Raw genomic sequence first — 25,802 nt, 5'->3', positions numbered from 1 at the left:
GATAGACTATGGAGGGTGTTATTACAATGAAATATAAGTGGCTGATTCCGATACTCTGTGGTATGATTGCTGAGAAATTCGACGTGTTCTTGTTTGACCTCGATGGGGTGGTCTACGTTGGGGATGAGCCACTGCCTGATGCAGTTGACTCGGTAACCCGACTCTACGAGATGGACAAGGAGCTACGATTTCTAACGAACGATCCACGCCCGACGCGGCGGGCGGTCGCAAGCGATCTTCGAGAGATGGGGATCAACGCACAGGAAGACGAGATCGTCACGTCAGGCTGGGCGACTGCACAGTATCTCTCCCAGCAGGATGTGACCACGACCGCCGTCGTCGGCAGTGAAGGCTTGAAAACCGAACTCCAGACAGCGGGGATCGAGATTACGGACACAGATCCAGAAGCGATGGTTGTCGGCGCAAATGAGGAGACGACATACCGGGATATTCGGCGGGCAACGAGGCATATCGATCGGGGAGCAGCGTTCGTGGGGACCAACCCCGATGGGTCGTTCCCGACGCCGGATGGCCCTGCACCCGGAGCTGGGGCCATCGTCCGTGCAGTCGAAGCGGCCGCCGGAACGGAGCCGACGGTCGTCGGGAAACCCGAACCACTCATGTTCGAGATGGCCATCGATGGACTGTCCGCTAATATGAGCGCTGTCGTGATCGGGGATAACCCGGCCACGGACGTACTCGGTGCACACCACGCGGGGCACACTGGGATTCTGGTAGCCGACGAAGAACCGACTGCTACATCCGCTCGTGACCGACAGGAGCCAGAACTGACGATTTCGACGCTTGCTGACCTGTTTACTGAGGAAATCGAGCCGTGGGAATCGCCGCCATATTCGTGGCCGGATCAGATTCGGCCGGGCGTCGCGGCGGTCGTGACTACCGATTCGGATGAGGTGCTGTTGTTAAAACGCGCTGATACGGAACAGTGGGCGCTTCCAACGGGCTCGGTCGAACGGTGTGAGCCAGTCCAAGAGGCAATTTCACGGGAAGTCATGGAGGAAACGGGAATCCGTATCCAGGTCGAGGAGTTAACCGGTGTGTATTCCCGCCCTGAGCAACAGGTGTTTTCGTATCCATCCGGAAAGACAGTCCACTTCATTACGAACTGCTTCCGGTGTACCATCGAAGCGGGGACAGCCGAAGCCGATAAAGAGGAAGCACTTGAGGTCGGATTCTTCGGCGTAAACGACTTGCCGTCCGACATCCTTCCGATGCAGCCACAGTGGATTGCTGATGCCATTGATATGAGTGGCCCCTGTGCAATTCGATAATCCACAGACCGTACTAACCAGTTGGACGGTCTCTTGCAGTGTGACCCCGAGGCCATTCACTTGTACAGGTCGAGTTACCTGAGGAGTACACTCGCTCGCCGATCGTGGCAGTAGATAACACGCTCTTGAAGAAGGAGACGGGATCGAATAGATAATCGCTTACCCCGACTGGATACCTGCTTCTCGAGTGGACTGAGGACATCCGGGTGCTGGCGGATCCGGGCCTACTCGACCGGGAAACAGGAGGCATGTTCCGCCGGGCGCTTCGCGCTGTTGCCGATCGGCCGACCGACGGCGATACTCACTACCCGTTCGACAAACTCGTGGAAATCAGCCAGCGTGGCGAGTGGATCGACGCTATCTCGAGACAGAGGAGGTCGTAGAACCGTCCGAAGTGAGCGGTGGGACGTCAGCGGGGTCACGTACCGGCAGCGAGACCTCGGTTCGGTCTATTAATATGGCATCTGTCATAATCATAAATACGACAGTTCTGTGTTTTCGATGGTTTCAAGGCTATTATTGCTGGAACAATGCCGTGCTTGTCATAGAAGACCCTCGCTTACGGAGGATCTGGACAGTGAGGCCGATCGTCTCAATGCAGACGGTTCTTGAACCGCTTCGTCGTCAATGGTGAGTCTCCGTCGTCGTTTTCTCAGCTTTCACCTCTAACACTCTTTACAGTGGCTGACGTACCTCCATTCAACGATGCCTATCGACCGAGACACCTTCGAGAACACGAGCGAGGACGAACTCAAGGAACTATCCGTCCCCGATCAGGTCCTCGGTTTTCTCGCCGCCAACGACGATCGGGCATTCAAAGCCCACGAAATCGCCACCCAGATCGGGGTCGACGAGGGCGCAGTCAGTACCGCTCTCTCGCGGTTGAAGGACCGCGATCTCGTCGAACACAAGGCGACGTACTGGGCGGTGACTGATGACACCGAGCGCCTCGAAGGATACAGCGGATACAAGCGGGCGACCGAACTGTTCAACGACCGACTCGGTACCGAGGACAAGAAGGCGTGGCGCGAGCAAGCACCTCAGAAACCACACCCCAGCGTCGAGGGCGAACAGTGACAACTTCCAAAAGCACACACCCATATATCAGCATATAATTTATCAGTTGGAGATATACTCAGTAATTGAGACTGTCTCTCCCAATGCATAGGCCGCAGCATGGCTTGCTCATTCACAACGGGTACTATTTCGACCGCTTGAACTCGAACCGTGCTCCGCCATCGGTTCCGTCTGTCACCGAGACCGTCCAGTCGTGTGCCTTCGCAATGTCGGCCACGATTGAGAGCCCGAATCCGGTACCCCCCTCGCTGGACGTGACGCCGTGATTGAATACTTCCTCTTGGCGCTCCTGTGGAATCCCGCTGCCGTTATCCGCAACGTAGAATCCGTCGTCTTCGTCTAGTCGACCCACGGTCACTATAACGTCGTCACCACCGTGCTCGACTGCATTCCGGAAAAGATTTTCAAAGAGCTGGGTCAGCCGCCCTGCATCGCCGGTGACTGTCAGGACTTCATCTGCAATTGTAAGCGTTGCCTCGTCCGTGTCAACATATCCCCACGCCTCCGTTGTAATACTCTCGAGGTCGATCTCTTCTGCATTCTCGATCGTCGTCTCCACACGTGCCAGCGTCAGGAGGTCTTCGATGAGCCGCTCAATTCGGTCGTGTGCAGATTCTACTTTTTCAAAGTGTTCCGCGTTCCCGGTCTCCTCCGCGATCTCGAGAAACCCCATTGCGACGGAGAGCGGGTTCCGCAAGTCGTGGGCAACGACGCTCGCGAACTGGTCAAGTCGCTCGTTCTGTCGATGTAACTCCGCCTCTCGACTCGCTCGTGCGAGTGCTGCCTCGACAGTCGCACCGAGGATCCGAAACAGATCGATATCTGTCTCAGAAAAGGCCTGCGTGGAAATCGAGCCTGTCGAGATGAGCCCATACTCTCCTAGTGGGACGAGAATCTCACTTTGGATCTCTGTGTTCGGGTTGTGGGGTTGACCCTCGGTCTGGACATCATCATATACCTGGGTTTCTCCGGCCTCAAACGCGTCCCAAGCGAGACCGTCTCCGGGGGTGAATCTGGGAGAAGCGCCAAATAGGTCTCGTGCTGTGGGAGTCTCTGTGATTGGGACGAGTGCGTCCTCTCGCTCGTCGTATTCCCAGATCCCAGTAATATCAAGATCAATTATCTCGGCTGCCGCATCAACGGCGATAGCTCCGATCTCTTCACTTGATTCAGCACCGCTAAGCTGCTGTGCGGTCTCCTGAAGGGATCGAAGGCGGGTTTCCAACCGTTTCTGTTCAGTAATATCCTCCAACACGGCAAGGATGCTCGTGGTTTTCCCGTCGGAATCTGTAATCGGCGCGACCGACAAGAGCAGGTCCAACTCGTCTCCGTCTTTTGTCTCCCGGCGTATCTCCTTCGCTCGAATTCGCTCGCCGCTCAGGGCGCGCTGCTTGTGTGACGCAAACTCGGCCTCCTGGTCATCCGGGACTATCGGATTGAACTCGCCAAGTACTTCTTCTCGCGACCAGCCGAACATATTTTCGGCCTCATCGTTCCAACGAATGACGGTGCCGTCAGTGTCGATCTCCATGACCGTGAGTGGTGTGGCCTCGATGAGTGATTCCAGTCGCTGGTTCGTTGCTTCGAGTTCGCGCTCGCGCTCAACCTGCTCGGTGACGTTTCGAGCGATGCCCACAACTCGAACGGTCTTGCCATCGACGGTGACCGGTGCGAGACTCGTCTCCCAGAACCGAGCATCGTCACCGATATCGAGTTCTTCACGATACGAGATCGGGGCACCCTGATCGACGCAGCGAGTGTAATTGACTTCGAGATCAGTACCCTGCTCGTCGCCGAACACTTCTCGCGGGGTCTTGCCGCGAACTTCCTCAGTTGTGAGCCCGGTCTGTGTCTCGTATCCGGGGCTGAGTCGAGCAAACTCGAAGGATGGGTCCTCACCAGCAGTATCGACGTCAAGCAAGAATATCGCGTCCCCTGATGTTTCGAGCAACGCCTCGTATTCCTCCGCGAGCTCTCGATGCTCACGCCCTTCCGTTTTTCGCTCCGTTATATCCTGAAAAACACCCCGAAGTGCTGGGTCGCCGCGCTGTGTGTCGTCGACGTATTCTCCCCATGCCCGAACGTCACGCACCTCTCCGTCGGTTCGCACGATCCGGAGGTCGAGGTCGTACGGCTCCCCGTTTTCGATTGCCCGGTCGACTGCTGCGGTAATCATCTCTCTGTCGTCAGGATGATAGAATTCGAGCCCCTCCTCAAGTGATGGCTCGTAATTCTCGTCGACACCATGAATCTGGCGGACCCCGTCAGACCATGTGAGTTCGCCTCTCGATGGGAAGTACTCCCAGATACCGACATCTGCGATATTCTGGACGCGGTCGAACAAGAACTCTTGACGCTCAAGTTTGGCCCGGTCACGACTGCGCGAAATCTCGGCACTCACGAGTTGAGCTAACAACTCGACGAACGTTCGTTCAAGTACTCCGAACGGAGCGACTCGCGTCGTTGGACTCGAGAAATTGACTGTCCCATAGCGGGTACCATCAACGACGATGGGCACGCCGATGTACGACGCTAACCCGAATTCACGATAGGCAGGGTGGGCCTCTTTTCCGTCGCTAACGGCGTCTGCGAACGAACAGACCGAATCCGTGCTAACGACTTCCGCACAGTACGTCGCCTCGAGATCGAACTGATCACCAGCTTCGATATCGGCCCCTGGTGCGTGAACTGCTTGGACTGTGTAGTCGCTCTCCTGAATCCGTGAGACGAGTCCGATTTCGAGTCCGAGGGTCTGACAGCCGACTGCCAGTAGGTTCTGGAGTCGTGACTCGGCTGAGACGTCGCTTTCTGCCATGACAGTTTGGAGGGCCTGAAGTGCGTCCCGCTCTCGTTCCAATTGACGCTTCACCTCGCTTTGTTCGGTAACGTCTCGAGCGACGACGAGTACTTGCTTGTTTTTTTGACTCTGGAACGGCGTGACCCGAACGTCGAGCGTTCGTTCACTGGTCCCGGACAGAATGTCGAGTTGGAGATCCGCATCGTACAGACCAGTGAGACCACTATCGCCCTCTATCCCGTCAAGTGTCGATCTGACTGCCTGGGAGAATCGCGTTGCATCGGACTCGCTAATGCGGTCACCGACGACGGTTTCAAGCTGTTGTCCCGTGAACTGGGCCGACCGATCTCCTGCTAGCAACTGCTTCGCAGCCGTATTCGCGAACTCGATATCACCCTGCTCGTCGAGTACGAACACAACGTCGTGGATGTTCTCCAGAATAAGGTCACTACGCTCTAGCTCCAGTTCTCGTTCTCGCTCAGTAGTAATTTCGCGCGAAAAGACGGTCAGACCGTCGTCATCTGGGAACGCTCGCACTTCGACCCAGTAGTCGAACGGCCCTCCCAGACGCTGTTCGAACGATACCGGTTCACCAGTCTCCATCGCCGTTCGATACTTGTCTTCGAGTTCCGTCCCGACGATCGACGGGAACTCTTCCCAGATGGTTCTTCCGACGACTGCGTCTGGTTCACGATCGATTCGATCGGCCATTTTTTCGTTCATATACTCGATGCGCCAGTCGCCATCGACAGCGTAAATCGCGTCAGTAGCGCGTTCGAGCGTTCGTCGAAAGCGTCGTTTCGTTTGCTCGGCCTCCTGTTGTTTCCGTGCAGCGCTCGCAAGTGTTCGAATGCGGGCCGCAAGTAGTGTGAAGTTATCACGTTCCGACCGTATTGGGAGATAGTCCGATACGCCCGCACGAGTCGCTTTGCTCGCGATTTCCTCGCTCCCTTGTCCGGTAAATAGGATGATCGGAATTTCATCGTTCTGCTGCCGGATCGACTCCGTAAGCCCGATTCCGTCGGAATCTTCGAGCGAGTACGCCGTGACGATACAATCGATTCGGTCCGTAGCAAGGCTCTGAAGCGCCTCGTCGACACCGTCCGCAGATAGATAGTTGATCTCGGTACCGGTCTGTTGGAGTTTGGAGCGTGTCATAGAAAGCGTCACGTACGAAGCAGCAGGGTGCGGAAAGTGTGTCCAGCACAACCGCGACCCTGCAAGACGTTGCTTCGGTCGATGAGTTTTTGAATGCAGCGGCTACGGAAACAGTTCCGCTGTTTGAGTATCTTGAGTTCGAGTTTCTACTGGAGTACGACGTGTTCGCCCCCGCTCGCCGGGGGCGAACACGAGTTCACCAGCCACCTGATCTCTTTCGCGCCTTTCTCCATTGCTACTACAAGAACATCTACGGAACACGCCCAGTCACGCGAGAACTCCAGCACGGCCTTGTCTGGTACTACTGCGGACTCGACAAACCGCCATCGAGAGACACCATTGACCGGTTTCTCACTGATCTCGAACACATTATCAACGATGTCTTCGACAGGCTCGTCGAGCAGGCCGCCGTCCGCGGCCTGCTCGACTCGACGTACTCTATCGATTCGACGCACATCGAGGCGATCCAGTACAACGACGCTGCCTCATGGAACTACGATCCAACAGCCGAAGAGTACTACTACGGCTTCGGCTGTACGATCGTTTCAACCGGTGCAAAGATCCCGATAGCAGCGGAGTTCACACAGGCCAAACAAGCAGACCAAGAGACGGCGATGCGCGTCACGGGTGACGCGCTCGCCGTCGATACACCGATCTGGATGCTTGGAGACAGCGCCTACGACATCCTCGATTGGCACGACTACCTGCTGACCGCAGGAGTCGTGCCAATCGCTCCGTACAACCCGCGAAACACTGACGACCCGAAAGACATCGAGTACAGGGTCGAAGACCGCATTGAGGAACACAGCGAGGACGTTCAGCTGAAACGATCCATCTTGGACGAGACGTTCAACAACCGGACAGGAATCGAACGAACCAACGACGCAGTCAAGGACTGCGGCCTCGGGCACGTCCGCGCCCGAGGCCGCGTCCACGCACGAACAGAAGTGTTCGTTGCGCTATGTCTTCGGATCGTCATTGCAATCACCAACTACGAGCGAGGACACGATCCAGGACGTGAGATGCTCAAGCTATGAGTTGGATTCTATGACACGCTCGGTTTGTGCAAAATCACGATCGTCGATAAGAATGGGTGAAGTAGTCATGGATCGACTTCGATATCTATTATTTAGCCGACAATGCTTTGTCGTTTTCCCACTTGCCTGCCACTTAATTTCTGTGTTGTATGCTAGTATAGATGGGAGTGTTTTATACTCTAGTAAGCGTATCAGATTGTATGAAGAGTCGAGGCGTAAGTCCTCTAATTGGATTTGTTCTTCTAATAGGAATAGTTGCTGTCGCCTCGATAAGTCTCCTTGTCGTCGGGGGCGAGATGATGGATACAGGTCAGCAACAAACAGAAGAAACCCTGGTGAAACAATCATTTGTCAAATTGAGTAATACTATTGCATCCATGAGAGAAAGTAGTGATACAGCAAGTGATGCAACATTAAATGCTGGTGAGCAGGGAGCAATAGCGCACCATGATTCCGCCACATACGAAATATGGGCTGAAAGCTATAATAGTTCTAATAAAATGCCCATCGAAAATGGAACAATTGGTACTATTGAATACAAGAGCGACGATGGCACAAAAGTCGCCTTTGAGGGAGGGGGCGTTTTTAGCGAGACGGGCAAAGAAACGCAAGTTCTCTCTAAACCAGCAATAAGCTATGACAAAGAAGCGAATACCCTCTCGTTTTCAGTCACAGAACTCACGGATGAGAGGTCCCTTCGATCAGGAGACATCTATCTTAACCATGTAAATTCTACTGGTGGTGAAAAGACGTTTGTCAGAGACGACCACATATTCATCAATCGCTCTTGTGTAGCACTTTGTTGATCTCACAGCGTAGCTTTGATAGCGTGTTTGAGCGCTTCTCTTCCCGGTTTCCGCAGTAGTTTTCGTCGAAGCTGGAACGCTCGGAGATACTGTGTGAGCTTATCTTTTGAGACGCCTCGATGAGGCGAGAGCCACGGTCGCAGCAGCGATCCGTGGCTCTCGCAGGTATTGACGTGGACATCTTCATCCGCGTATTCGCCGTCGCCGTGGACGACGTATTCGCGCTCGAATGCGTCGTCCTCGTTGAGTGGGTCGTAGACACGAAATCCGTCGGTGTAGACGGTCAGTGGCTCCTTCTTGCGGTTTGCGAGAAGGAGCCGAACCGTTGATTCGTCGGCGGATTTCGCGGGGATCACGTACCGATTGTCGGTGCCGCGATCGACGATCGTGAACACCGGCGGTTTGTCCTGATCGTACGATCCTCGTCCACGCGTGGACAGGCCACGCGAGCGCGACCGAGCGTCGCGCTCGCGGCCTTTCAGCCCTGCAGAAACGTAGACTTCGTCGATTTCAACGGGACCGACGAGGTCGATCGAAGGCGCGTCGAGCGCCTTCGTGAAGCGCTCGACGCGCTGGTAAATCGTTTTGTACTGAACGTCGATTTCTAGCTGAAGTTGGCGAAGACTCGTGTTAAACCGGAGAAACGCGTAAATCGAGAACAGCCACTTTCTGAGTGCAACCTTCGAATGGGCGAAAATCGTGCCGGTCTTGTCGTTGAATGTGCGGTCGCAATTCTTACAGAGATAGCGCTGAAAGTTCCCATAGCTGCCGTTCTTGACCGTTCGGTCAGAACGGCAGCGAGGGCAAGTAACACCGTTACGCCAGCGAACCTGCTCCAACAGGTCCGCTGCGACCGATTCCGACCCAAACACATCTAGCGGAATCATGCCTAACGGACACCGCTGACGCGGTGTCCTTGCTCTCTTCGATTCGACAGCGACAGCTAAGCGGCGTCAACAATCTCCTACAGAAGAGCGTGAGACTAATATTCTCGTAGAGCGTCGTTCGAGGCCCCCGTCGTTCGATAGGATGGACCTCGCCGTTATGGAGCAGTAGTGGATGGTTGCCGGTGATCTTCGTGAGTGTATCATACCCCCGGCGGTTGAAGACATCGTCGAGGCGCTGGGTAGTAGATGATTTACCACGAGTCCCCGAGACGACAATTTGAGTATCGATTCGATCGAGAATCTTACGATGTCGGATACCTCTCGTCACCTCACTCACCAGTCCTGTCAAACTCGACGACCCGACTTCGACTGGGTTCGGACCGGTCTTCCACTCGTATTCGGCCCCGACGAGAAACATCGGAAGTGCCCCCGCCGCATAGTCTAAGAACTGGTCCGCCGCGGACTGTGCCGACACTTCTGTCGGGAAGCGATCGGCACTATGCCCCAGTACCCCGTTTGCAGTTTGGAGCCGCCAGACCCAGTTGTTTCGTTCCTCCGGGAGTTCTCCTGACGGTGTGGCCTCTTGTTCGACGATGATGTCGGGCGCGTCGACATCGGTGTCTGGGAAGGACTTTTTATTTCCGGATAGTTCTGCAACAGCAGCGCGAACGATGTCAATTGCTTCGCGTGCTGCTCGGGACGTATCGTAGTGGCGATTACCGGTTGCTAGTACTTCCGCTGGTCCCCTAAGACGCCACGACCAGCCGAACCCACGGCCGTAGATCTCGAAGGCGGTCCGACTCATGTTTCACCCCCTTCAGAGAGAACCGATGCAGAGAGAACATCCGCTTCGCTCGGAGGTGATACCGTATACCAGTACGCGATACCCAGGGCAGCCACCCAGAGAACCGCTGCAATCCCCAGGACAGGCAACGTCAACTCTTGTGGAAACCCACGAGATTGAGGTACACTGAACAGTCGAGCGACGATCAAAGCGGGAACGAAGACCACGATCTGAAGCGGGACGACGAGGCGGCGCTCGAAGGGGGCTGACGCATGCGCGTTGTACGCCCCGACACCCGCCAAGATCGCAGTGAAGAACGCCGACAGTCCACGCTCAATCGGCAAGACAAACGTCAGCGATACCGAAGCGAAGATCGCGACTGCGACAGTCACTCCGAGAAGGACTCGTCCGTACCGGAGTGTGAGGTAGTTCGAAAACTGGATGAAGCCGAACGATAGCGCAAGTAAAAGGACGTACAGGATTACGAGCCAGTAGCTCGCTAGCGCATAAATCGCGAGGAGGACCGCACCGATGATCCCGACACGGACACCGAACCGATCCCGGAGCCGTTCAGAAAGAACGAGGCCACCAGCGAACAGTCCGGCCACAATCTCTCGAGGGAGTATAACAGATTCGGGGTCGATGGGCACTGCAACACCTTTGTAGATAGCGACATCCGCCGTCGAAGAGAAAAGGACCGGCGGTGTCAGCGTACCAAATTGACGCGCAAACCCATTGGAGACCAGTACCCAGCCGAGCGCAGTGAGGGTAACGAATAACCCGACACTCGCTAAGAGGTCGTTTCGGCGATATTCCGGTTTTATTCGATGATAATTGTACGCTTCTAGCCCGGGGAGAATACTACCCAGAAACGCAACCACTCCCACCTCAAGACCTAACTGCAAGATGAAAAAGAGCGTGACCACTGGAACGGCTGTTCCGATGACCATCGTTGCGATAAGCTCGTCACGCCCAAAAATCAACGTTCGGCGACGGAGAAGCCACAGACCGACGTACGCAGCTGCCCCACTCAACACAAAAACGGGGAGCATGACGAAGTTCTTCAAACAGTACACGGCAAGAACGGGAATGGTGATTGACCCTCCCATACGATACCCGGTGAACTGAGTGATGGCTCCGACGCTCAAGAGACCGATAACGGCGACTAGTGTGGCCACCCACATTGTAACAGTCTACCAGCTAATGCACCTTTATACTTTCAATCTGTACGGTCGCTCACTGGAGTGTTTGCTGTACCCGTCCGTATAGTTCGGATTTGTTGAATGGCTTAGCCAAGAAATCGTCCGCACCTGCCTCAAGCGCTCGAACGATGTCTTCCTCCCGACTCCGAGACGTCAGCATAATAACTGAAATCTCCTGCATTTCACCGTTCTCTCTGATGCGATCCAAGACCGAAAACCCATCCATCTCTGGCATCATAACGTCAAGAATGACCGCTTTCGGTAGTGCATTCGAATTATTACTCAGCTTTGCACGCTAGCCTCGGTTGTTGAGTGAACGAAGAGATGATCGATCTCGGTCATAAGGTCATCAACACCGCGGTCATCATTGTCTCGAACCCACGAGAGAAGGTTGTAGACGGCTTCCTTCAGGGAGTGTTCGAGGTTCGCTCGAAGCGATGACGCCTTCGAGCGAACCGTTCCCAAGGCGCTCGAATCGGGATCAAGACGAACGAGACTGTAGGCAGCCATCAGGAGGTGCCAGTGGCGACTGGCACCTCCGTCAGTCTGCAGCTCGCAGTCTCCCAAGCCGAGATCCTGCTTCGAGTCCTCGAAGAACGTCTCGATGCGCCAGCGCATCCCGTAGGAGCGAATGATGTGGGCGGTTGGTGCGTCGGTCTTGTTCGTAGCGAGGTACTTGATCGGGTTATCTTCGTCTCCGTCGGTCTCTTTCTCTGCGATGACCAGCTTCACGTCTCCCAACTGGGAGACGGGAAGCTTCTTCGTCCAGATGTGATAGGTTTCGTCGTCAATATCGCGCTCAACCGTGTCGATGCGCTCTTCCAGCGCATCGACGCGGAGCTCTTTGCCGGCGTAAGTCACCTGTCGATTGCTCCGGAGCGGGCCGATCCAGTCCTTGCCGTAGGATTCGATGTGTTCAGGAAGGCCAGAATCGTGAGCGAACCACGAGTCGAAGAGGTAGGTGTTCGCAGGCACACCTACCTCTTCTTCGAGTTCGGTGATGATCTCGCGGGCGAGGTCGTACTTGGTGTCGTGGTCTTGGTCATCCTCGTCTTGCTTTTCGTAGAGGCGGAAGGTGAGCGGGTAAGCGGTTTTGTCGTCAGCGTAGAAGGCGTAGATGAGGTCTTGCCCCCAGACAGTGTCACCTTCGGCGTGATCGTAGAAGTGGCCGACGCCGGGGACTTCGTCCCCGGCTTTCTCGGTGATCGTGTCGTCGAGGATAATGTAGCCATCCGTTGACCAGCGTGTTTCACCGTGTTTCTGGAGTTCTTCAAGGCGTTCGTGGTTGAACTGCTGTTCGTCCCAGTCGTACTCGGTGAGGAACTTGTTGAGAGCGCGTTTGCTGTTGGCTTGCTCTGTTGAACGCAAGACGGCGGCAGTATTGAAATTTTGATATTCAGGTAGATGGCGTTAGAACTCCTGTACTGATGGTTTTGAGATCTGGATGATGTGGGAGGAGTCCAGTTCGTTGATTCTGCAACCATCAGAATTAGGTCACTTTGTGAGAACCCGTACGTGGATGACGGCGATGTCTCTGGCGGATACGTCCAGAGAAAGAGAGCAGGCGGCGAGCCCTAACTCGCCGCCTGCGATAGGTTATGCACGATACACTTGCGCGTGAGCTCTCGGAACTGGCCGTGCCAGCTCCGAGAGCGTAACTTCTCACCGTCATCCTTCAGTAGTGAGAACGCAGTCTCACTCAGTGTCCGCTGATGGTACAGATCTTCGTCCATCCGAGCGTTATGCGCTTTCTTCAGCGCATTGTGCTCCTTGTGCTTGATTAGCGGTCGTGTCGCGCCAGCGCGACACTCCTCTCTGAGATCTGACCACGAATAGTTCGCATCTGCAAGGAACTCTTGCAGGTCTTCGGCGTTGCGCCGATAGACCTGCAAGCCGATGTGTCCGTCCCACTTGCGCTTCGTCGTGAAATGAACGTCTTTGATCGCCAGTGACTCTGTATCGACCAAAACCGTCGTCTTCAGCTTATGAAACGAGAAGCCAGCACGATTCCGGTAATGATAGCTGGTCTGATCTCGCTGGAAGCCACTGGCGTCGATTGCTGCTGTTCCCGACCAGCCAGCCTGCTCCGCACTGCGGCGGAGCAGGCTGCGGAGCTCACGCATGTCGACCTGTTGCTCCCATCGACAGAGCGTGGTGTGATCCGGCGATTTGTCGATGTTGAGCTCTTCACGGATGGCTCTGGAGTCATTGAACCATGCTTCAGTCTCTCGGAAATCTTTGTCGAGTTCCGCATGCAAGAGGATAAACGCGATCTGAGCCCACTCGGCGAACCCGCTGGCGCCGTCCGGCGCAGCGGGTTCGTCAGGGTTATCCACGTGCTGTTTGGCAAGATTCTTACACTGCCGTATGATCGGTCGTTTCGACCTCATATCGCCAGACGGCGTCCAATTCCCCACAAGTCTCACGGAATTCAGCCGAGAACAAGGCTGAAACTGGTGCTATTCGACGCTGCAACAGAGCATGTTGGCTGGAAGGACTTCGCGTGCGATGCCCGCCACGGTCTTGTTGCTGGCCGCAACAAGACCTGTGGCGTAGGTTTTGGCGTGATGACGTTGTGCTGGAGACAGCGACTCGAACTCGTCGAACGCACGCGTACACGACAAGAAGTCCGTAATCGGCATCATCCGTCTTTGCCACCGCCTACGTCACGCTCCTACTTCAACGTGCAAAGCTGAGTTATTATTTAAGTACTCCCATGCCTCCTTACCATCTTTTACAGTCTCTACGTCGAACTCCTCACTGAGACTAATACTGATCATCTCTCGGAGGCTTTCATCGTCGTCAGCAGCCAGAATTTCCGCAGGCATACTAGCAAAACATCCGTCCCGATTCCTTAAATAGACCACATACAAATCCCTCAATTACTGCGCTCTTTAATCAGTAGCTACCTCGATAACCCACGAGGGTGTCTCGCAAGAAATATTTAACCAGTTAGACCGTCAAATCTCTGCAACTGTGTTCGGTACCACTGACGAACTGGACGATCCAATCCGCGTCCTCTACGTGAACTCCGATCCCGCGTTTGCGGAGTTAGTTCAAACCAAACGAGCGTGTCATAGAATCCAACTCATAGCTTGAGCATCTCACGTCCTGGATCGTGTCCTCGCTCGTAGTTGGTGATTGCAATGACGATCCGAAGACATAGCGCAACGAACACTTCTGTTCGTGCGTGGACGCGGCCTCGGGCGCGGACGTGCCCGAGGCCGCAGTCCTTGACTGCGTCGTTGGTTCGTTCGATTCCTGTCCGGTTGTTGAACGTCTCGTCCAAGATGGATCGTTTCAGCTGAACGTCCTCGCTGTGTTCCTCAATGCGGTCTTCGACCCTGTACTCGATGTCTTTCGGGTCGTCAGTGTTTCGCGGGTTGTACGGAGCGATTGGCACGACTCCTGCGGTCAGCAGGTAGTCGTGCCAATCGAGGATGTCGTAGGCGCTGTCTCCAAGCATCCAGATCGGTGTATCGACGGCGAGCGCGTCACCCGTGACGCGCATCGCCGTCTCTTGGTCTGCTTGTTTGGCCTGTGTGAACTCCGCTGCTATCGGGATCTTTGCACCGGTTGAAACGATCGTACAGCCGAAGCCGTAGTAGTACTCTTCGGCTGTTGGATCGTAGTTCCATGAGGCAGCGTCGTTGTACTGGATCGCCTCGATGTGCGTCGAATCGATAGAGTACGTCGAGTCGAGCAGGCCGCGGACGGCGGCCTGCTCGACGAGCCTGTCGAAGACATCGTTGATAATGTGTTCGAGATCAGTGAGAAACCGGTCAATGGTGTCTCTCGATGGCGGTTTGTCGAGTCCGCAGTAGTACCAGACAAGGCCGTGCTGGAGTTCTCGCGTGACTGGGCGTGTTCCGTAGATGTTCTTGTAGTAGCAATGGAGAAAGGCGCGAAAGAGATCAGGTGGCTGGTGAACTCGTGTTCGCCCCCGGCGAGCGGGGGCGAACACGTCGTACTCCAGTAGAAACTCGAACTCAAGATACTCAAACAGCGGAACTGTTTCCGTAGCCGCTGCATTCAAAAACTCATCGACCGAAGCAACGTCTTGCAGGGTCGCGGTTGTGCTGGACACACTTTCCGCACCCTGCTGCTTCGTACGTGACGCTTTCTATGACACGCTCCAAACCTACAATGACGGGAACTACGATGATGCATGGCGTGCTGTCCAGCAGTATCGACATGTCACTTCGTTCAGCCGGGATCATCCTGAAGAAGGTTATGCGTCTATTGCAACGGCACTTAAATTACCCAAAACGCGCGTACGGTCTTGGATTGATGCAGACAAAACACCGAGTGTCGTTACAGGATTGTATACTGCTCGCGACCGGAACTGGATTGATCTGACAACCAATGATGACCAGCTGATACCACTAAATGTACTCATTGCGAACGTGTATTCTGGTGGTATGATTGCAACTGATCACTGGCAACCGGTCTTTACGCTCAATGAGGCTGGGTTTGAATCAGAGTGTATAACAGCTCTTGAGTTAGCTGGTGTTGGATATACTGTCAGGAAAGAGGACAACGAGAACCGTGGTCCCTCTGTCCGACCAGGGGAAGATGGTGCAATTCTCGGGCGTGTCATGCATGTTCTCGGCGCGCCAGTCGGACAGAAATCACAAGATGAGGAATTATCGTTACCCCGGTATCTCGAGGCGGCACCTCTTGAAGTACGAACGCAGTTTGTACGATCGTATCTTCGGAACCGATCTGTAACAAAAGAGAGTGGTTCAATACAGATTATAGAAGCGCGACCGCATTCCTATCGTGAGGAACTCGCGGATCTAATCGAATCTATTACCGGCGAACGAGTGACAGTTGGCGAGCGCTCAGTGACGGTATCGGCTGCGGCAGTAGAAAAACTTGGCTTGGAGATCACGTAACTTCTTGGCAAAAGGGCTTGCAGAGGTATTGTACAACTCTATTGACTACCACCGTCATACCAGCAATCCCAGTTGTTCTTGCCTCTCGGACCTCGCATTCGGGGCAGTAATCGGAGCCAGATCGCTCGAGCAAATCGTACTGTCGGAACTTGTCCAACCAACCTCGCAGCGGCCGGTCTCGAACTGGTGCGCTGCTCCGTTCGCAGTAGGCGTTGTAGATCTTGCCACTCGTCATCGGTCCGATGTCGGCGGCGGCCTCAAGCACGAGTCGCTGGTCGCGGGTCAACGACGAGAGTCGCGACTGGATCATGTGTTCGTCAGCATCGCCAGTCGATGCGTCGACAACTGTTTCCGTGACTTAGTCGAGTTTCGCGTTGTACAACAGTATGGTGACGTATCCTCAAGGAAACCCGATTTGACTGAGGACCGGACTGGGGATAACGTGACGGCGGCTGACATCGCAAGCGACGGGACGGTCGAGGCACTGGGCCGTGCCGGTGAAATCCCCGTTGTGGCCAGCGACGACGAACTGATCTAAAGTCTCGAGTACCCACTCATTCGATACCCCACTGGAACCGGTGCCGTTCCATGTGGAGGACGATGTCTCGGTGAGTGCCACTCACAGCAGGAACACGAACACCGGGTACGAGGTGGCAATCGCCAGTGCCGGCGTCAACACCCACATCGTTACGATGCGCTTGGCCGCGCTCGGATCGAAGAGGCTCCGCTCGTCGAGATCAGCCGGTCCTTCCGCGCCGACATCCGGTACGTCTGGGACGTCCGCTGGTTTCTCTGCCGGCTTCTCCTGGCGAGCGATGTCCCCGATGGTCGGGCCAGCAGGAGCCTCCTCGGCGCGGGAGGTGACCAATGCCCCTGTTGCGACGTCTACTTCCGGCCGCTCGGGTGTTGGGATTGCCAACTCCACCAGTGTCGCCGCCCGACTCGCTCGGCCCCACCCGAGCCCAATAATCGTCGATGTCGTACTCACCGCGAGACTCGCGGGAATCCCGAAATAGGAGAGGATCGTAATCACTGTCCCACCGACGACGGAAACGATCAGCGATGCGAGGATCGGTAGTTCCGTAATATCGTCCCCGACCGTCTCCAGCGTGCGACGGGCGATAGTAAAACTGCCCAACCCGAAGGCTGCCACCGCAAGCAGGACGCCCTGATTGACAGTGAGCGATCCCCCCGAACCGACGAGGGGAGCCACTGCGTTCGCCGCGTTCGACGCCCCCGCCGAGAACGCCATATAACAGGCGATGACGACCACTGAGAGTGACCCGACGATGTCCTGTGGTGACGCGTTCTTATTTAAATACGGACGTGGAACTGTCCCCGACCGGTCAAGCTGGACGAAATGGAGATCGAATTTCGTGAACGCGATGTAACGGTCGAGATACGGGTAGATGTAGCGTCCGACTACGGCCCCGATGAGGAAACACGACAGGGGTGCGACGATCCACGCCGAGACGATAACGAACATCAGCGCCCGATTGAGAGTGTCGGATGCGAGACCCAATCCGACGATCGCCCCGACGGCCGTCATCGAGGTCGAAGCTGGAACGCCATAGAGATTGGACACGAATAACGACGCGCCGGTGAAAAACAGGACGGCAACGCTTGCAGCGGGCGTAAACTGGGTTGCCGGCACGATACTGCTACTCATCGTCGCGATGACGTTCCGACCGACGGTCCACGCACCGATAAAGCCGAAAGCGACGAACAACGCGCCAGCGGTCGTCTTTCGGACCAAGCGCGAGCCCACTGCCGGACCGAACGCCACGCCCGTTGATGACCCTCCGATGTTGAACCCGACGAATATCGCGACGCCGATACCGACGACAGTTAGCAGCACAACCATCGTATCTGAGTCAACATTATCTGACTACCTTATATAATCCCTGACGCCGGAACCGCGTTGCTGCTCTTTGTCTACTTCGTTAGTTCAGCGGGTCTCGAGGGACGACCGAGCGGCAGTCAATCGCCTGGTTGCAGTGAGGTCTGGGAGTCGGTTTCCGTCTTGTACACGTTCCCTTGGATACGGACTTCATCCCGCTCGAGCAAATCGTGGTCGGCTGTGTTTGAAGTGTCCCGGGTCAGCCGCCAGAGCGGCCGGATGTTACAAAGCGCGAATCCGACGACGATGAGCGCGAATCCGGCGACGGTCGCCATCGTGATCCCCTCCCCGAGCAGGGCTGCGCCGAAGACCGTCGCGACGATCGGTGTTGCGTAGTTGATGAGGCTAATGTTCGTTGCGCCGGTTCTCTCTAGCAACGTGAAATACAGGAGGAAACCGCCCGCTGTCGCGAAGACCCCGAGGTATGTGAGCGCAGCGGCTGCCGACGGCGTCCACGTTACGTTTCGGAGCGTTGCTCCAGAATAGGCGTACGCCGTCACGTGGAGGAACACTGCACCGGTACCCATTGCCCACGCGTGGAGTGCCATCGTTGGGAGGTCCGCCGACCAGCGTTCGGTCAGGACGGAGCCGAGCGCGAAGACGACTGCGGACGCCAAGAGAAGCCCGATACCGAGGAGCTGTCCATCAACGGACCCACCGGTAATTGCAATCGCGATTACGCCGGCAAGCCCAGAACAGAGTCCGACGACATCCGTGACGTAGATCCGTTCCGTCGAGAGGACTCGAATGGCGATGATCGGCGTGATAATCGGTGTGAAACTGAGAACGATCGCAGCGACACCGCTCGTGACGTAGCTCTGGCCGATGAACGAGAACGCGAAGTGCGCTCCGATGACGAGGATGCCGTTCGAGAGGATAAGAGCGAGGTCGGCTTTCGTCCGGGGACGCCACCGAAGCCGGCCGAGTAGCACCGCGCCGACAAAAATGACCGCAGCGATATCTAGTCGGGCCGCTGCGAAGAGAAGCGGTGGGAGCGTTTCGAGCCCGATTTCGATCGCTGTGAACGCCGTTCCCCAGACGAGTGCAAGCGCACCGAACAACAGCACGTCTTCTAACTTTGTCATGTTACCATTGCATAGTATGTCATTGCTTCAAAGTCGATGTAGTCTCTATAAGCGGCTCAACTAAACGATTTGCGGGGACAGTGATAACACGACTCAACGGCTGTCCGTCCTTGGTAATCATTATCTAGACATGCAGCTCGGCACGAATGAGTGGCGGTGGTTTCGCTCAGTAGCCGACTAACTGTCCGTTAGCTGCTGTGCGGTTACTGGTGAATTCACTGAGGTAAAAGTCGACGAACGGGGTCCCCCACCATCCATGGCATGCAATAGCGGATTTGCCAGCGGAAGAACGGCCCGAACCGACGAGAATGCAAAGAAAACCGGCTGTGTGGGGCGACCACCGATCCCAGCCAGTCGATTACCGCTCCTATTCACAGTTTCGACAGGAGTTCGCGACTGGAGTAGCAGTGGTTCCCTCGCTCTTTGATAGTCAGGTCGGGTCACGAGTACACAGACAGCATGGAATCGGACCAATACGGTAGTACTTCTGGGATTTGCCTCTTATTCATCACCCACAGACGTACACGTGCGAAACCGTGCCGACGCCGACCGATGCCACCGTTCGACTCGTCGTCGAACCGCCGTGGATGGTCGCAGTTCGTCGGTTCTCGTGGTACGCGACGGACGAGCGCGTCCGTCGGGAACGGGAGCGACTCAGCGAGGAATTCACACGACGAGGTCTCGAGACGGACGGCGAGCCGGCGTTACTCCAGTACAACGACCCGTGGACGCCGCCGTTTATGCGAACCAACGAGATCGAAGTCCCCGTCGCGGACGTTCCGGATGACCGCCACAGCGGTCATAGTCAGACGGTAGCACGGGAGTAAGACGCCGTCCGAAGCGCGCGCTACCGCGACGTGGTCGCGAGCGGTTCGTTGCCCTCACTGGACGCCGTCCCGATATCGTGATCATTGAGGTCGGTCGCGAACTGTGACGCTGTTTTCGGGGGGCTCGAGCCGTGACGGGCGACGGAGTCCGAATCAGTCGTCACCTGCTGTCTCGACGGTCGTTTCCTCGAGGGCGGCTTTGGATTCAGTCAGGTCGCTCCCGCGCCACGTGCCACGTCGATACCAGGCGTAGGCGATGGTCGCTCCGGCGACGTTCGAGATCGCGAACGAGAGCCAGATCCCCGTTTCTCCGAGCGGGCCCGCAGTGAGCCACGCGATCGGGAAGCGGACGACGCCGAGCGTCACCACGGAGATCGCCGCTGCAGTGAGCGTTTTCCCGGCGCCGCGGAAACTACCCGTGTATGCCCGCATAATGCCCATGAATCCGAACGTCAGCGCGACGTACCGGATGAACTCCGCCCCGATAGCGACGACCTGAGCGGCGTTCGCCTGGTCGGCACCGACGAATACCGAGACGATGGGCTCCGGAAACAGGAAGGCGGCGATTCCCGCGACCGTGAGGGCGCCGAAGAGGACTTTCGCCGCCAGCCCCGCCGCTCGTTCGGCTCGGTCCGGTTTATTCGCCCCGATGTTCTGGCCGGTCATCGTTTCGACGCCACGGGCGACGGCGAGAGCGGGAAGGAAGGCGACCGAGAAGACACGCGTTCCGATGCCGTACGCGGCAACGACCGTGTCCGGGAACAGTGCGACGATGACCAACAGGAGGTTCATCGAGACTGCTCGCCCGGTCCCTTCGATGGACGCTGGCAGGCCGATGCGAACGAGTCGGCGGAGATACGAGAGGTCGGGGGCCATGTCGCGGAGACGGATCTTGACGCCCCGGGTACCGCGGAACATGATCACGAGGCCGACGACCAGTGCGAGCGCGCGCGAGAAGACGGTAGCGATGGCCGCACCCTGGATACCGAGTTCGGGGAACGCGAGCGTGCCGACGAGCGGCGCGTTCTCGACGACCGTCCATCCGAAGATCAGGAACGGGTCGATGACGATGTTCAGTACGACTGACCCGAACATCACGAGCATCGGCGTGATCGTATCGCCGTACCCGCGCATGAGTGCGACGAAGACGGCGAACCCGAACATGAACAGCAGGCCGAGCGAGATGACTTCCATGTAGCTCGTCGCCAGCGGCAGCACGTCCCGTGACGCGCCCAGCAGGCCGAGGAACGTGTCGACGCTGACGTAGCCGACGCTGCCGAGGATGACCGAAGCGATAACGGCGAACGTTATCGTCTGTGACGCGGCGTACTCGGCCTCGCGTTCCTCGCCCGCACCGGTGAACTGTGCGACGAGAACGCTGCCGGCGACCGAGATCCCCATCCCGAGCGAGATGAGCAGAAACACCATCGGGAACGCGAAGCTAATCGCAGCGAGCGCATCGGTGTCGTACTGGCCGAGCCAGAACGTATCCGCGAGATTATACGCGGTCTGGAAGAGGTTCGTGACGACGATCGGCATCGAGAGGAAAAACAGCGGCTTCCCGATGCTACCCGAGGTCAGATCGAACTCCTCGGGGCCTTTGAACAGCGATCCGAGACGGCTGGACGACCCCATTACTGTGCGACCTCCGAGTTCTCGTCGGCGAGCAGCTGTCGCTCGAGGTATCCGGTCATCGTACCGTAAAGCCGTGCAGAGGAGTGGTCGATGACGACGTGACGGGTTTGTGCGCCGGTAATCGCCGTCGTGAGAAACTCCGCGTGGCGGGCTGGATCGACGGATCCGTCGAACTCACCGGCGTGTACGCCAGCCGAAAGGATCTCTCGTAGTTGTTCGAACAGGAACTCGTCAAATTCGATGAGGCGTTCCCGCAGCGGCGGGTTGTACGGAGCCTGTGCCTTCAGTTCGAGCATCGCAGTTCGAAACTCCCTCCGAGACGAGTCGGCGTCGGTAGTGAGCAATACCTGAAAGAGCGTCTCGAGTCGTTCACGTGCCGTGTCTCCGTCGTGCGTGCCCACGCGATCGGTGAACTGCTCGTATAATTCGTCGAGAAAGGCGACGAACAACTCGTCTTTGGAATCGTAGTAGTAGTGGATCGACGCCTTGCTCTTGTCCGTTTCGGCAGCGATATCCCGCAGTGTGAGGTTCGCGTAGCCATGCTCGCAGAGGGCGCGATACGTTGCATCCAGAATGTCGGTAGCTGGTTCATCTGCCATCTGATCGATAGGGAGCTTACTAACTAGTTAGTCAAAAGGGTTTGGGAACGGAACAATCGACAGAACACCCACTTACAGCCGAATTGCCATGATTAATAGAGTGATATGTAGAGCTATTCTAACTAAGCGGTTATCAGAGAGCTAGTGCAGGGTGACTAGAGAGCAATTCCCGGTTCGAGAGACGAGCGGTCACCAGCGCACAGAACACATATAGCGCTCGAGGAACTACGGAGAGCGAATGGACGATTCCGCGTCGGCGCAGTCGCGAATCCACACCGCCCCACGAACGGATGTCTCACAAAATCAGGGCAAGTTCAGGATCCATTTCAATTTCCCCGGCCGTCCGGTCCCGGGCCACGACGACCACGGATACGGTCCGCTTGCGGCGGTCGTCGAGTCGTTCATGGATCCGGGAACACTGATCCGGATGCATCAACACCGCAACGAGGAGATCATCTCGTGGGTTCCCCACGGGGTGATGCGTCACGACGACCGGCAAGGGAACGAACTCGTTACCGATCCCGAACACCTGCTGGTGATGAACGCCGGCAGCGGCTTCTGGCACGCCGAGGAGACGCTCGCGGACGACCCGCCGCTGCGGATGCTTCAGCTCTTCGTCCGACCACACAGTCTCGACCTCGAGCCGGGCATCCAACACGCGCCGATCCCCGATCCGGCCCCCAACGAGTGGCGGCACCTGTTCGGATACCTACTGTTATGTCTTCGAGGGGGCAGTCGACGTCGGCGACGAGTCCGTCGGATACACCGAGAGCGCGCTCGTGACCGGCGAGAGCGACGTGTCCGTCACCGCGACCGAGGTGTCGACGATCGTTGCGTTTTCCATCAACCCCGACGCCCCGATCACTCGGCAGGGGACGATCGGCCGCTGAGACTGCGACGGGCCAGTTTCCCCGGCACCGCTTTTTGCGACCTCGGAGAGGGCCCCATCGAACGTCCGTACTCGAGGGTGGCGTCCTCGAGGTGGCCCTCTTTCACTGGGGGACGAATCCGGCAAGCGGCGCTTCTGGCGAATCATCCGTCGGTAGCCGAGAATGGTCGGAAGGGAACTCAGGCGGTATCCTCGTCGGACAGTAGTGGCCGAGTCGAATTCACGACGACCAGCAGACTGCTCCCGCCCATCGCGAGCGCTGCAAAGAGCGGGTTCAACAGACCGATCACGGCAAGCGGGATCGCGATGGCGTTGTAGCAAAACGCCCACGCAATATTGCCTTTCACACGGCGGTTCGTCGCTCGAGCGAGTTCGAAGACCGTCCCGACGGACGCGAGGTCGTCATCGACGAGGGCGACGTCCGCGGCGTCAGCAGCCATCGCAGTCCCACCGCCTAGAGCGATGCCGAGATCGGCCGCGGCCAGCGCCGGTGCGTCGTTGGTTCCATCGCCGACCATCACCGTCCGTCCCGTCTCGTTGAATCGCGTGACGGTCTCGGCCTTTCCTTCCGGCGGAACGCCCGCAAACACGTCGTCGACGGCAGCGTGATCCCGAAACTGCTGTGCCGCCCGGGCATCGTCGCCGGTGAGGACGACCACATCTTTCCCATCGTCGGAAATGGATGCCACCGTCTCGTCCCAGTTCTCCCGCAGTTTGTCACCGACGACGATGACGCCTTCAGCAGTCCCGTTGCGACCGACAGCAACCGGAACTCGTCCGGTTTCACGGCTGTTCGCAATTCGATCGGTGATGTTCGCGGGAACGTCCCAGTCGTGATCGCGGAACAGGTCCGGGTGGCCGACGATGATCTCGTCTCCGTCGACAATACCCGAGACGCCGTTCCGATAACTGTCGAAGGAGACGACACGGTCGGCCGGTGAATCGGCGTCCGACCCGGACTCGACCGATCCACCGTCGGGCACCGGTCGCTCGGTGGCGATGGCCTCACCGACGGGATGTGACGAGCGCTGCTCGAGAAGTGCCGCTTTCTCGAGCAACGCCGTCCCGAGATCGGTCTCGATGACGGTCATTTCACCCGTCGTCAGTGTGCCGGTCTTGTCGAAGATGACGGTCTCCGCGTCGCGGATTCGCTCGAAGATGCTATCGTCGAAGACGACGATCGAGCGTTCCAACGCGTCGCGGACCCCTGCGGCGACTGCAAGCGGCGTCGCCAGCCCGAGCGCACAGGGACAGGAAACGATCAACACCGTGAGCCCGACGAGAAGGGCGGAAACGCCGTTCCCGAGAAGGAAGTTCACGCCCGTAACGACGACTGCGAGAGCGAGAACGACCGGCACGAAGATCGTCGCCAGTTTGTCCGCGAGTTTCTGAATCCCGTGGGAGCCGCTTTGCAGGTCCCAGACGAGTTCGGTGATCCGATCGAGGCTACTCGTCGCCTCCGCTCCGACGCGGACGGTCACCCCGCCGTCCGTCACCATCGAGCCGCCGACGACGGTATCGCCCGCGGTCTTCCGAGCGGGAAGGGACTCACCGGTGACGACCGCCTCGTCGACGGCTGCGTCACCGTCGACGACCGTCCCGTCGACGGGGATCCGTTCCCCGGACCGGACCAACACGCGATCATCGACCTCGAGATCCTCGACTGCGACGTCTTCTGCCTCACCGTCCTCGCGAACGCGACGGGCTTCGTTGACCTGGATAGAAGTCAGGTCGGAGAGGCGCTCGGTCGCCTCCTGCTTGATCGACGATTCGTAATAGTTGCCGACCGTGACGATAACGATTATCGCGACGGTCACGTCGTAGTAGATGTGTTCGCCACCGAACACGATCGAGAGCGTACTGTAGAGGTACGCGCTCACGGCCGCGATCGCGACGAGGAGATCCATGTTCGGCGACCGCGTCTTCACGCTGACGTACGCCCCTTGGAGGATCGGCTTGCCAGTCACGCCCAGGATGATCGTCGTGAGCGCCGCGATGACGACGTAGAATGGCGTGGCGACGGAACTCGCGAGCGCGCTTTCGAAAAACTCCGTGACCCGGTCGCCGTAAAACAGGCCGCCGAAGTACGTCGGGTAGATGATGACGAGGTACTGCAACATGACGGACATTCCCATGAGGACGCCGACTGCGATTCGCCCCATCTCCCAGTTATTCGCTCTCCGACGGCTGAACGTATCGTCGCGGGCGTAGGCGCTATAGCCGAGTCCGCTGATCTCCTCTTGGAGGTCGGCCGCCGAGACGCGGTCCGGATCGTGATCGATTCGAACCGTGTCGGTCACGTAACTCGAGCTGGCATCGCTGACGCCGTCGATCGTCGTCGCGGCTGATTCGATAAACGCCTCGCAGGTCGCACAGTGCATCCCGTCGACTTCTAGAAACGTCGCGTCGTGATCCGACGGGACCTCGCGATCGGACTGTGAATCGTCTCGAGCGCGGCGGACGTCGTCGGCGTCGATGTCGTCGACGTCCCCAAGGGTGACGTAGACATCTCGACAGCCAGTACAGCAGAACCGATTGCCGTCCGATACGATGTCACTCCCACTGACGGGGAGGTCACAGAGTGTACAGCTGGGTTCTGACGGCGAGGTGTCGGACATTCGTTAGTCACTAGTGGCCGTTGCCGCGATTTGTTGTGTGTCGATCCCTCCGTAGAACGATCGTTTCGAGTGTCGTATCCGCGGTCTTCTCACCTCGTGCGCCAGCAGGACGTCCTTGAGCGCGACGACCGCGACTCCACGTAATCGGTGTACTCGCCGGCACCGACTGCCATCACTGGCATCGATCACGACACGCGAGATGTCCGTTCCGATACAGTACACTCCCGCGAGAAACAACGCCACGGCACTGCCAAAGGGTGGAACCTGGTACATGTCGATCAGTTCGGACCGTGATATCGGCCGAGCTAGTC

At 57.3% G+C, this 25,802-nt stretch carries 18 protein-coding genes and 5 pseudogenes; 7 read left to right on the top strand and 16 right to left on the bottom strand.

Translation table 11 applies throughout. The features are described from left to right. Positions 1–62 precede the first annotated feature (62 nt). Both NATPE_RS08395 and NATPE_RS08390 read left to right on the top strand, forming a co-directional pair. A complete protein-coding gene (locus tag NATPE_RS08395; protein WP_006182210.1) occupies positions 63–1,292 on the top strand; it encodes an HAD-IIA family hydrolase in 1,230 nt (409 codons plus the stop codon). Positions 1,293–1,997: 705 nt separating this feature from the next. Next, a complete protein-coding gene (locus tag NATPE_RS08390) occupies positions 1,998–2,369 on the top strand; it encodes a MarR family transcriptional regulator (RefSeq protein ID WP_006182209.1) in 372 nt (123 codons plus the stop codon). 124 nt (positions 2,370–2,493) lie between these two features. Here the strand turns inward: NATPE_RS08390 and NATPE_RS08385 are convergent, their stop codons facing one another. Next, entirely contained in the window at positions 2,494–6,324 is a 3,831-nt protein-coding gene (locus tag NATPE_RS08385) for a PAS domain-containing protein (protein WP_006182208.1), read from the bottom strand. 38 nt (positions 6,325–6,362) lie between these two features. Here NATPE_RS08385 and NATPE_RS08380 point away from each other — a divergent pair, with 38 nt between their 5' ends. Together NATPE_RS08380 and NATPE_RS22150 are read left to right on the top strand one after the other, a co-directional pair. After that, complete coding sequence (locus NATPE_RS08380; RefSeq protein ID WP_015298795.1) at positions 6,363–7,361, top strand: IS5-like element ISNpe2 family transposase; 999 nt, start codon at positions 6,363–6,365, stop codon at positions 7,359–7,361. A gap of 200 nt (positions 7,362–7,561) precedes the next feature. Next, positions 7,562–8,167: a DUF7289 family protein gene (locus NATPE_RS22150; protein ID WP_015298913.1), complete on the top strand. Its 606-nt coding sequence runs from the start codon at positions 7,562–7,564 to the stop codon at positions 8,165–8,167. Positions 8,168–8,169: 2 nt separating this feature from the next. On the opposite strand, the gene NATPE_RS08375 is transcribed toward NATPE_RS22150, so the two are convergent. The 9 genes and pseudogenes from NATPE_RS08375 to NATPE_RS08350 all read right to left on the bottom strand — a co-directional run bounded on the left by NATPE_RS08375 (position 8,170) and on the right by NATPE_RS08350 (position 15,127). Continuing rightward, positions 8,170–9,054: an IS1595-like element ISNpe21 family transposase gene (locus NATPE_RS08375; RefSeq protein WP_049897225.1), complete on the bottom strand. Its 885-nt coding sequence runs from the start codon at positions 9,052–9,054 to the stop codon at positions 8,170–8,172. 91 nt (positions 9,055–9,145) lie between these two features. Beyond that, positions 9,146–9,859 (bottom strand): annotated as a pseudogene (locus NATPE_RS22895) (Mur ligase family CapB protein); the annotation flags it as partial. Continuing rightward, positions 9,856–11,022 carry a poly-gamma-glutamate biosynthesis protein PgsC/CapC gene (locus NATPE_RS08370; protein ID WP_006183143.1) on the bottom strand — a complete coding sequence of 389 codons (1,167 nt, stop codon included), beginning with the start codon at positions 11,020–11,022 and terminating at the stop codon, positions 9,856–9,858. The gene NATPE_RS08370 and the pseudogene NATPE_RS22895, both read right to left, overlap by 4 nt. A gap of 52 nt (positions 11,023–11,074) precedes the next feature. After that, positions 11,075–11,290 (bottom strand): response regulator transcription factor, encoded by a 216-nt coding sequence (locus NATPE_RS23420; RefSeq protein ID WP_345775709.1) that lies wholly within the window; start codon positions 11,288–11,290, stop codon positions 11,075–11,077. Positions 11,291–11,322: 32 nt separating this feature from the next. Beyond that, positions 11,323–12,396: pseudogene (locus NATPE_RS08360) on the bottom strand (IS701-like element ISNpe1 family transposase); the annotation flags it as partial. Positions 12,397–12,614: 218 nt separating this feature from the next. Next, entirely contained in the window at positions 12,615–13,430 is an 816-nt protein-coding gene (locus tag NATPE_RS08355) for an IS5-like element ISNpe14 family transposase (RefSeq protein WP_015298909.1), read from the bottom strand. Positions 13,431–13,526: 96 nt separating this feature from the next. Continuing rightward, a pseudogene (locus tag NATPE_RS21100) lies at positions 13,527–13,685 on the bottom strand (IS701 family transposase); the annotation flags it as partial. Between the two features lie 21 nt (positions 13,686–13,706). Beyond that, on the bottom strand, positions 13,707–13,868 hold the full coding sequence (locus tag NATPE_RS21095) for a response regulator (protein WP_015298907.1): 162 nt from the start codon (positions 13,866–13,868) through the stop codon (positions 13,707–13,709). 260 nt (positions 13,869–14,128) lie between these two features. Further along, complete coding sequence (locus tag NATPE_RS08350; RefSeq protein ID WP_015298795.1) at positions 14,129–15,127, bottom strand: IS5-like element ISNpe2 family transposase; 999 nt, start codon at positions 15,125–15,127, stop codon at positions 14,129–14,131. On the opposite strand from NATPE_RS08350, the gene NATPE_RS21090 reads away from it, so the two are divergent. Then, complete coding sequence (locus NATPE_RS21090; RefSeq protein ID WP_015298906.1) at positions 15,117–15,938, top strand: hypothetical protein; 822 nt, start codon at positions 15,117–15,119, stop codon at positions 15,936–15,938. The genes NATPE_RS08350 and NATPE_RS21090 overlap by 11 nt on opposite strands. A gap of 619 nt (positions 15,939–16,557) precedes the next feature. On the opposite strand, the gene NATPE_RS08330 is transcribed toward NATPE_RS21090, so the two are convergent. Then, on the bottom strand, positions 16,558–17,802 hold the full coding sequence (locus tag NATPE_RS08330; RefSeq protein WP_015298905.1) for an inorganic phosphate transporter: 1,245 nt from the start codon (positions 17,800–17,802) through the stop codon (positions 16,558–16,560). A 116-nt stretch (positions 17,803–17,918) separates the two neighbouring features. Continuing rightward, positions 17,919–18,923 carry a DMT family transporter gene (locus NATPE_RS08325; RefSeq protein WP_015298904.1) on the bottom strand — a complete coding sequence of 335 codons (1,005 nt, stop codon included), beginning with the start codon at positions 18,921–18,923 and terminating at the stop codon, positions 17,919–17,921. Positions 18,924–19,435: 512 nt separating this feature from the next. Between NATPE_RS08325 and NATPE_RS08320 the strand changes: the two are divergent. Continuing rightward, positions 19,436–19,750, top strand: a pseudogene (locus tag NATPE_RS08320) (heme-binding protein); the annotation flags it as partial. Between the two features lie 20 nt (positions 19,751–19,770). On the opposite strand, the gene NATPE_RS22655 reads toward NATPE_RS08320, so the two are convergent. Genes NATPE_RS22655 through NATPE_RS08310 form a run of 3 tightly spaced genes read right to left on the bottom strand, consistent with a single transcriptional unit; the run spans position 19,771 to position 21,984 of the window. Continuing rightward, a complete protein-coding gene (locus tag NATPE_RS22655) occupies positions 19,771–19,914 on the bottom strand; it encodes a hypothetical protein (RefSeq protein ID WP_172637287.1) in 144 nt (47 codons plus the stop codon). Next, on the bottom strand, positions 19,904–21,385 hold the full coding sequence (locus tag NATPE_RS08315) for an MATE family efflux transporter (protein ID WP_006182204.1): 1,482 nt from the start codon (positions 21,383–21,385) through the stop codon (positions 19,904–19,906). The genes NATPE_RS22655 and NATPE_RS08315 overlap by 11 nt, the downstream gene beginning before the upstream one ends. Continuing rightward, on the bottom strand, positions 21,385–21,984 hold the full coding sequence (locus tag NATPE_RS08310) for a TetR/AcrR family transcriptional regulator (protein WP_006182203.1): 600 nt from the start codon (positions 21,982–21,984) through the stop codon (positions 21,385–21,387). The genes NATPE_RS08315 and NATPE_RS08310 overlap by 1 nt, the downstream gene beginning before the upstream one ends. Before the next feature lie 238 nt (positions 21,985–22,222). Here NATPE_RS08310 and NATPE_RS23415 point away from each other — a divergent pair. After that, positions 22,223–22,874: pseudogene (locus NATPE_RS23415) on the top strand (pirin family protein). A 178-nt stretch (positions 22,875–23,052) separates the two neighbouring features. Here NATPE_RS23415 and NATPE_RS08300 read toward each other — a convergent pair. After that, positions 23,053–25,491 (bottom strand): heavy metal translocating P-type ATPase, encoded by a 2,439-nt coding sequence (locus tag NATPE_RS08300; protein ID WP_015298902.1) that lies wholly within the window; start codon positions 25,489–25,491, stop codon positions 23,053–23,055. Positions 25,492–25,802: the final 311 nt, after the last annotated feature.

This window comes from Natrinema pellirubrum DSM 15624 (assembly GCF_000230735.2).
Taxonomy (GTDB): domain Archaea; phylum Halobacteriota; class Halobacteria; order Halobacteriales; family Natrialbaceae; genus Natrinema; species Natrinema pellirubrum.
The sequence above is the reverse complement of the archived record's forward strand: the minus strand, read 5'-3'. Positions and strand labels throughout refer to the sequence as shown.

Coding starts and splice junctions, on each gene's coding strand:
- NATPE_RS08395 (WP_006182210.1), top strand. CDS start 63: ATGATTGCTGAGAAATTCGACGTGTTCTTGTTTGACCTCGATGGGGTG.
- NATPE_RS08390 (WP_006182209.1), top strand. CDS start 1,998: ATGCCTATCGACCGAGACACCTTCGAGAACACGAGCGAGGACGAACTC.
- NATPE_RS08385 (WP_006182208.1), bottom strand. CDS start 6,324: ATGACACGCTCCAAACTCCAACAGACCGGTACCGAGATCAACTATCTA.
- NATPE_RS22150 (WP_015298913.1), top strand. CDS start 7,562: ATGAAGAGTCGAGGCGTAAGTCCTCTAATTGGATTTGTTCTTCTAATA.
- NATPE_RS08375 (WP_049897225.1), bottom strand. CDS start 9,054: ATGATTCCGCTAGATGTGTTTGGGTCGGAATCGGTCGCAGCGGACCTG.
- NATPE_RS08370 (WP_006183143.1), bottom strand. CDS start 11,022: ATGTGGGTGGCCACACTAGTCGCCGTTATCGGTCTCTTGAGCGTCGGA.
- NATPE_RS08355 (WP_015298909.1), bottom strand. CDS start 13,430: ATGAGGTCGAAACGACCGATCATACGGCAGTGTAAGAATCTTGCCAAA.
- NATPE_RS21095 (WP_015298907.1), bottom strand. CDS start 13,868: ATGCCTGCGGAAATTCTGGCTGCTGACGACGATGAAAGCCTCCGAGAG.
- NATPE_RS08330 (WP_015298905.1), bottom strand. CDS start 17,802: ATGGTTGTGCTGCTAACTGTCGTCGGTATCGGCGTCGCGATATTCGTC.
- NATPE_RS08325 (WP_015298904.1), bottom strand. CDS start 18,923: ATGACAAAGTTAGAAGACGTGCTGTTGTTCGGTGCGCTTGCACTCGTC.
- NATPE_RS08315 (WP_006182204.1), bottom strand. CDS start 21,385: ATGGGGTCGTCCAGCCGTCTCGGATCGCTGTTCAAAGGCCCCGAGGAG.
- NATPE_RS08310 (WP_006182203.1), bottom strand. CDS start 21,984: ATGGCAGATGAACCAGCTACCGACATTCTGGATGCAACGTATCGCGCC.
- NATPE_RS08300 (WP_015298902.1), bottom strand. CDS start 25,491: ATGTCCGACACCTCGCCGTCAGAACCCAGCTGTACACTCTGTGACCTC.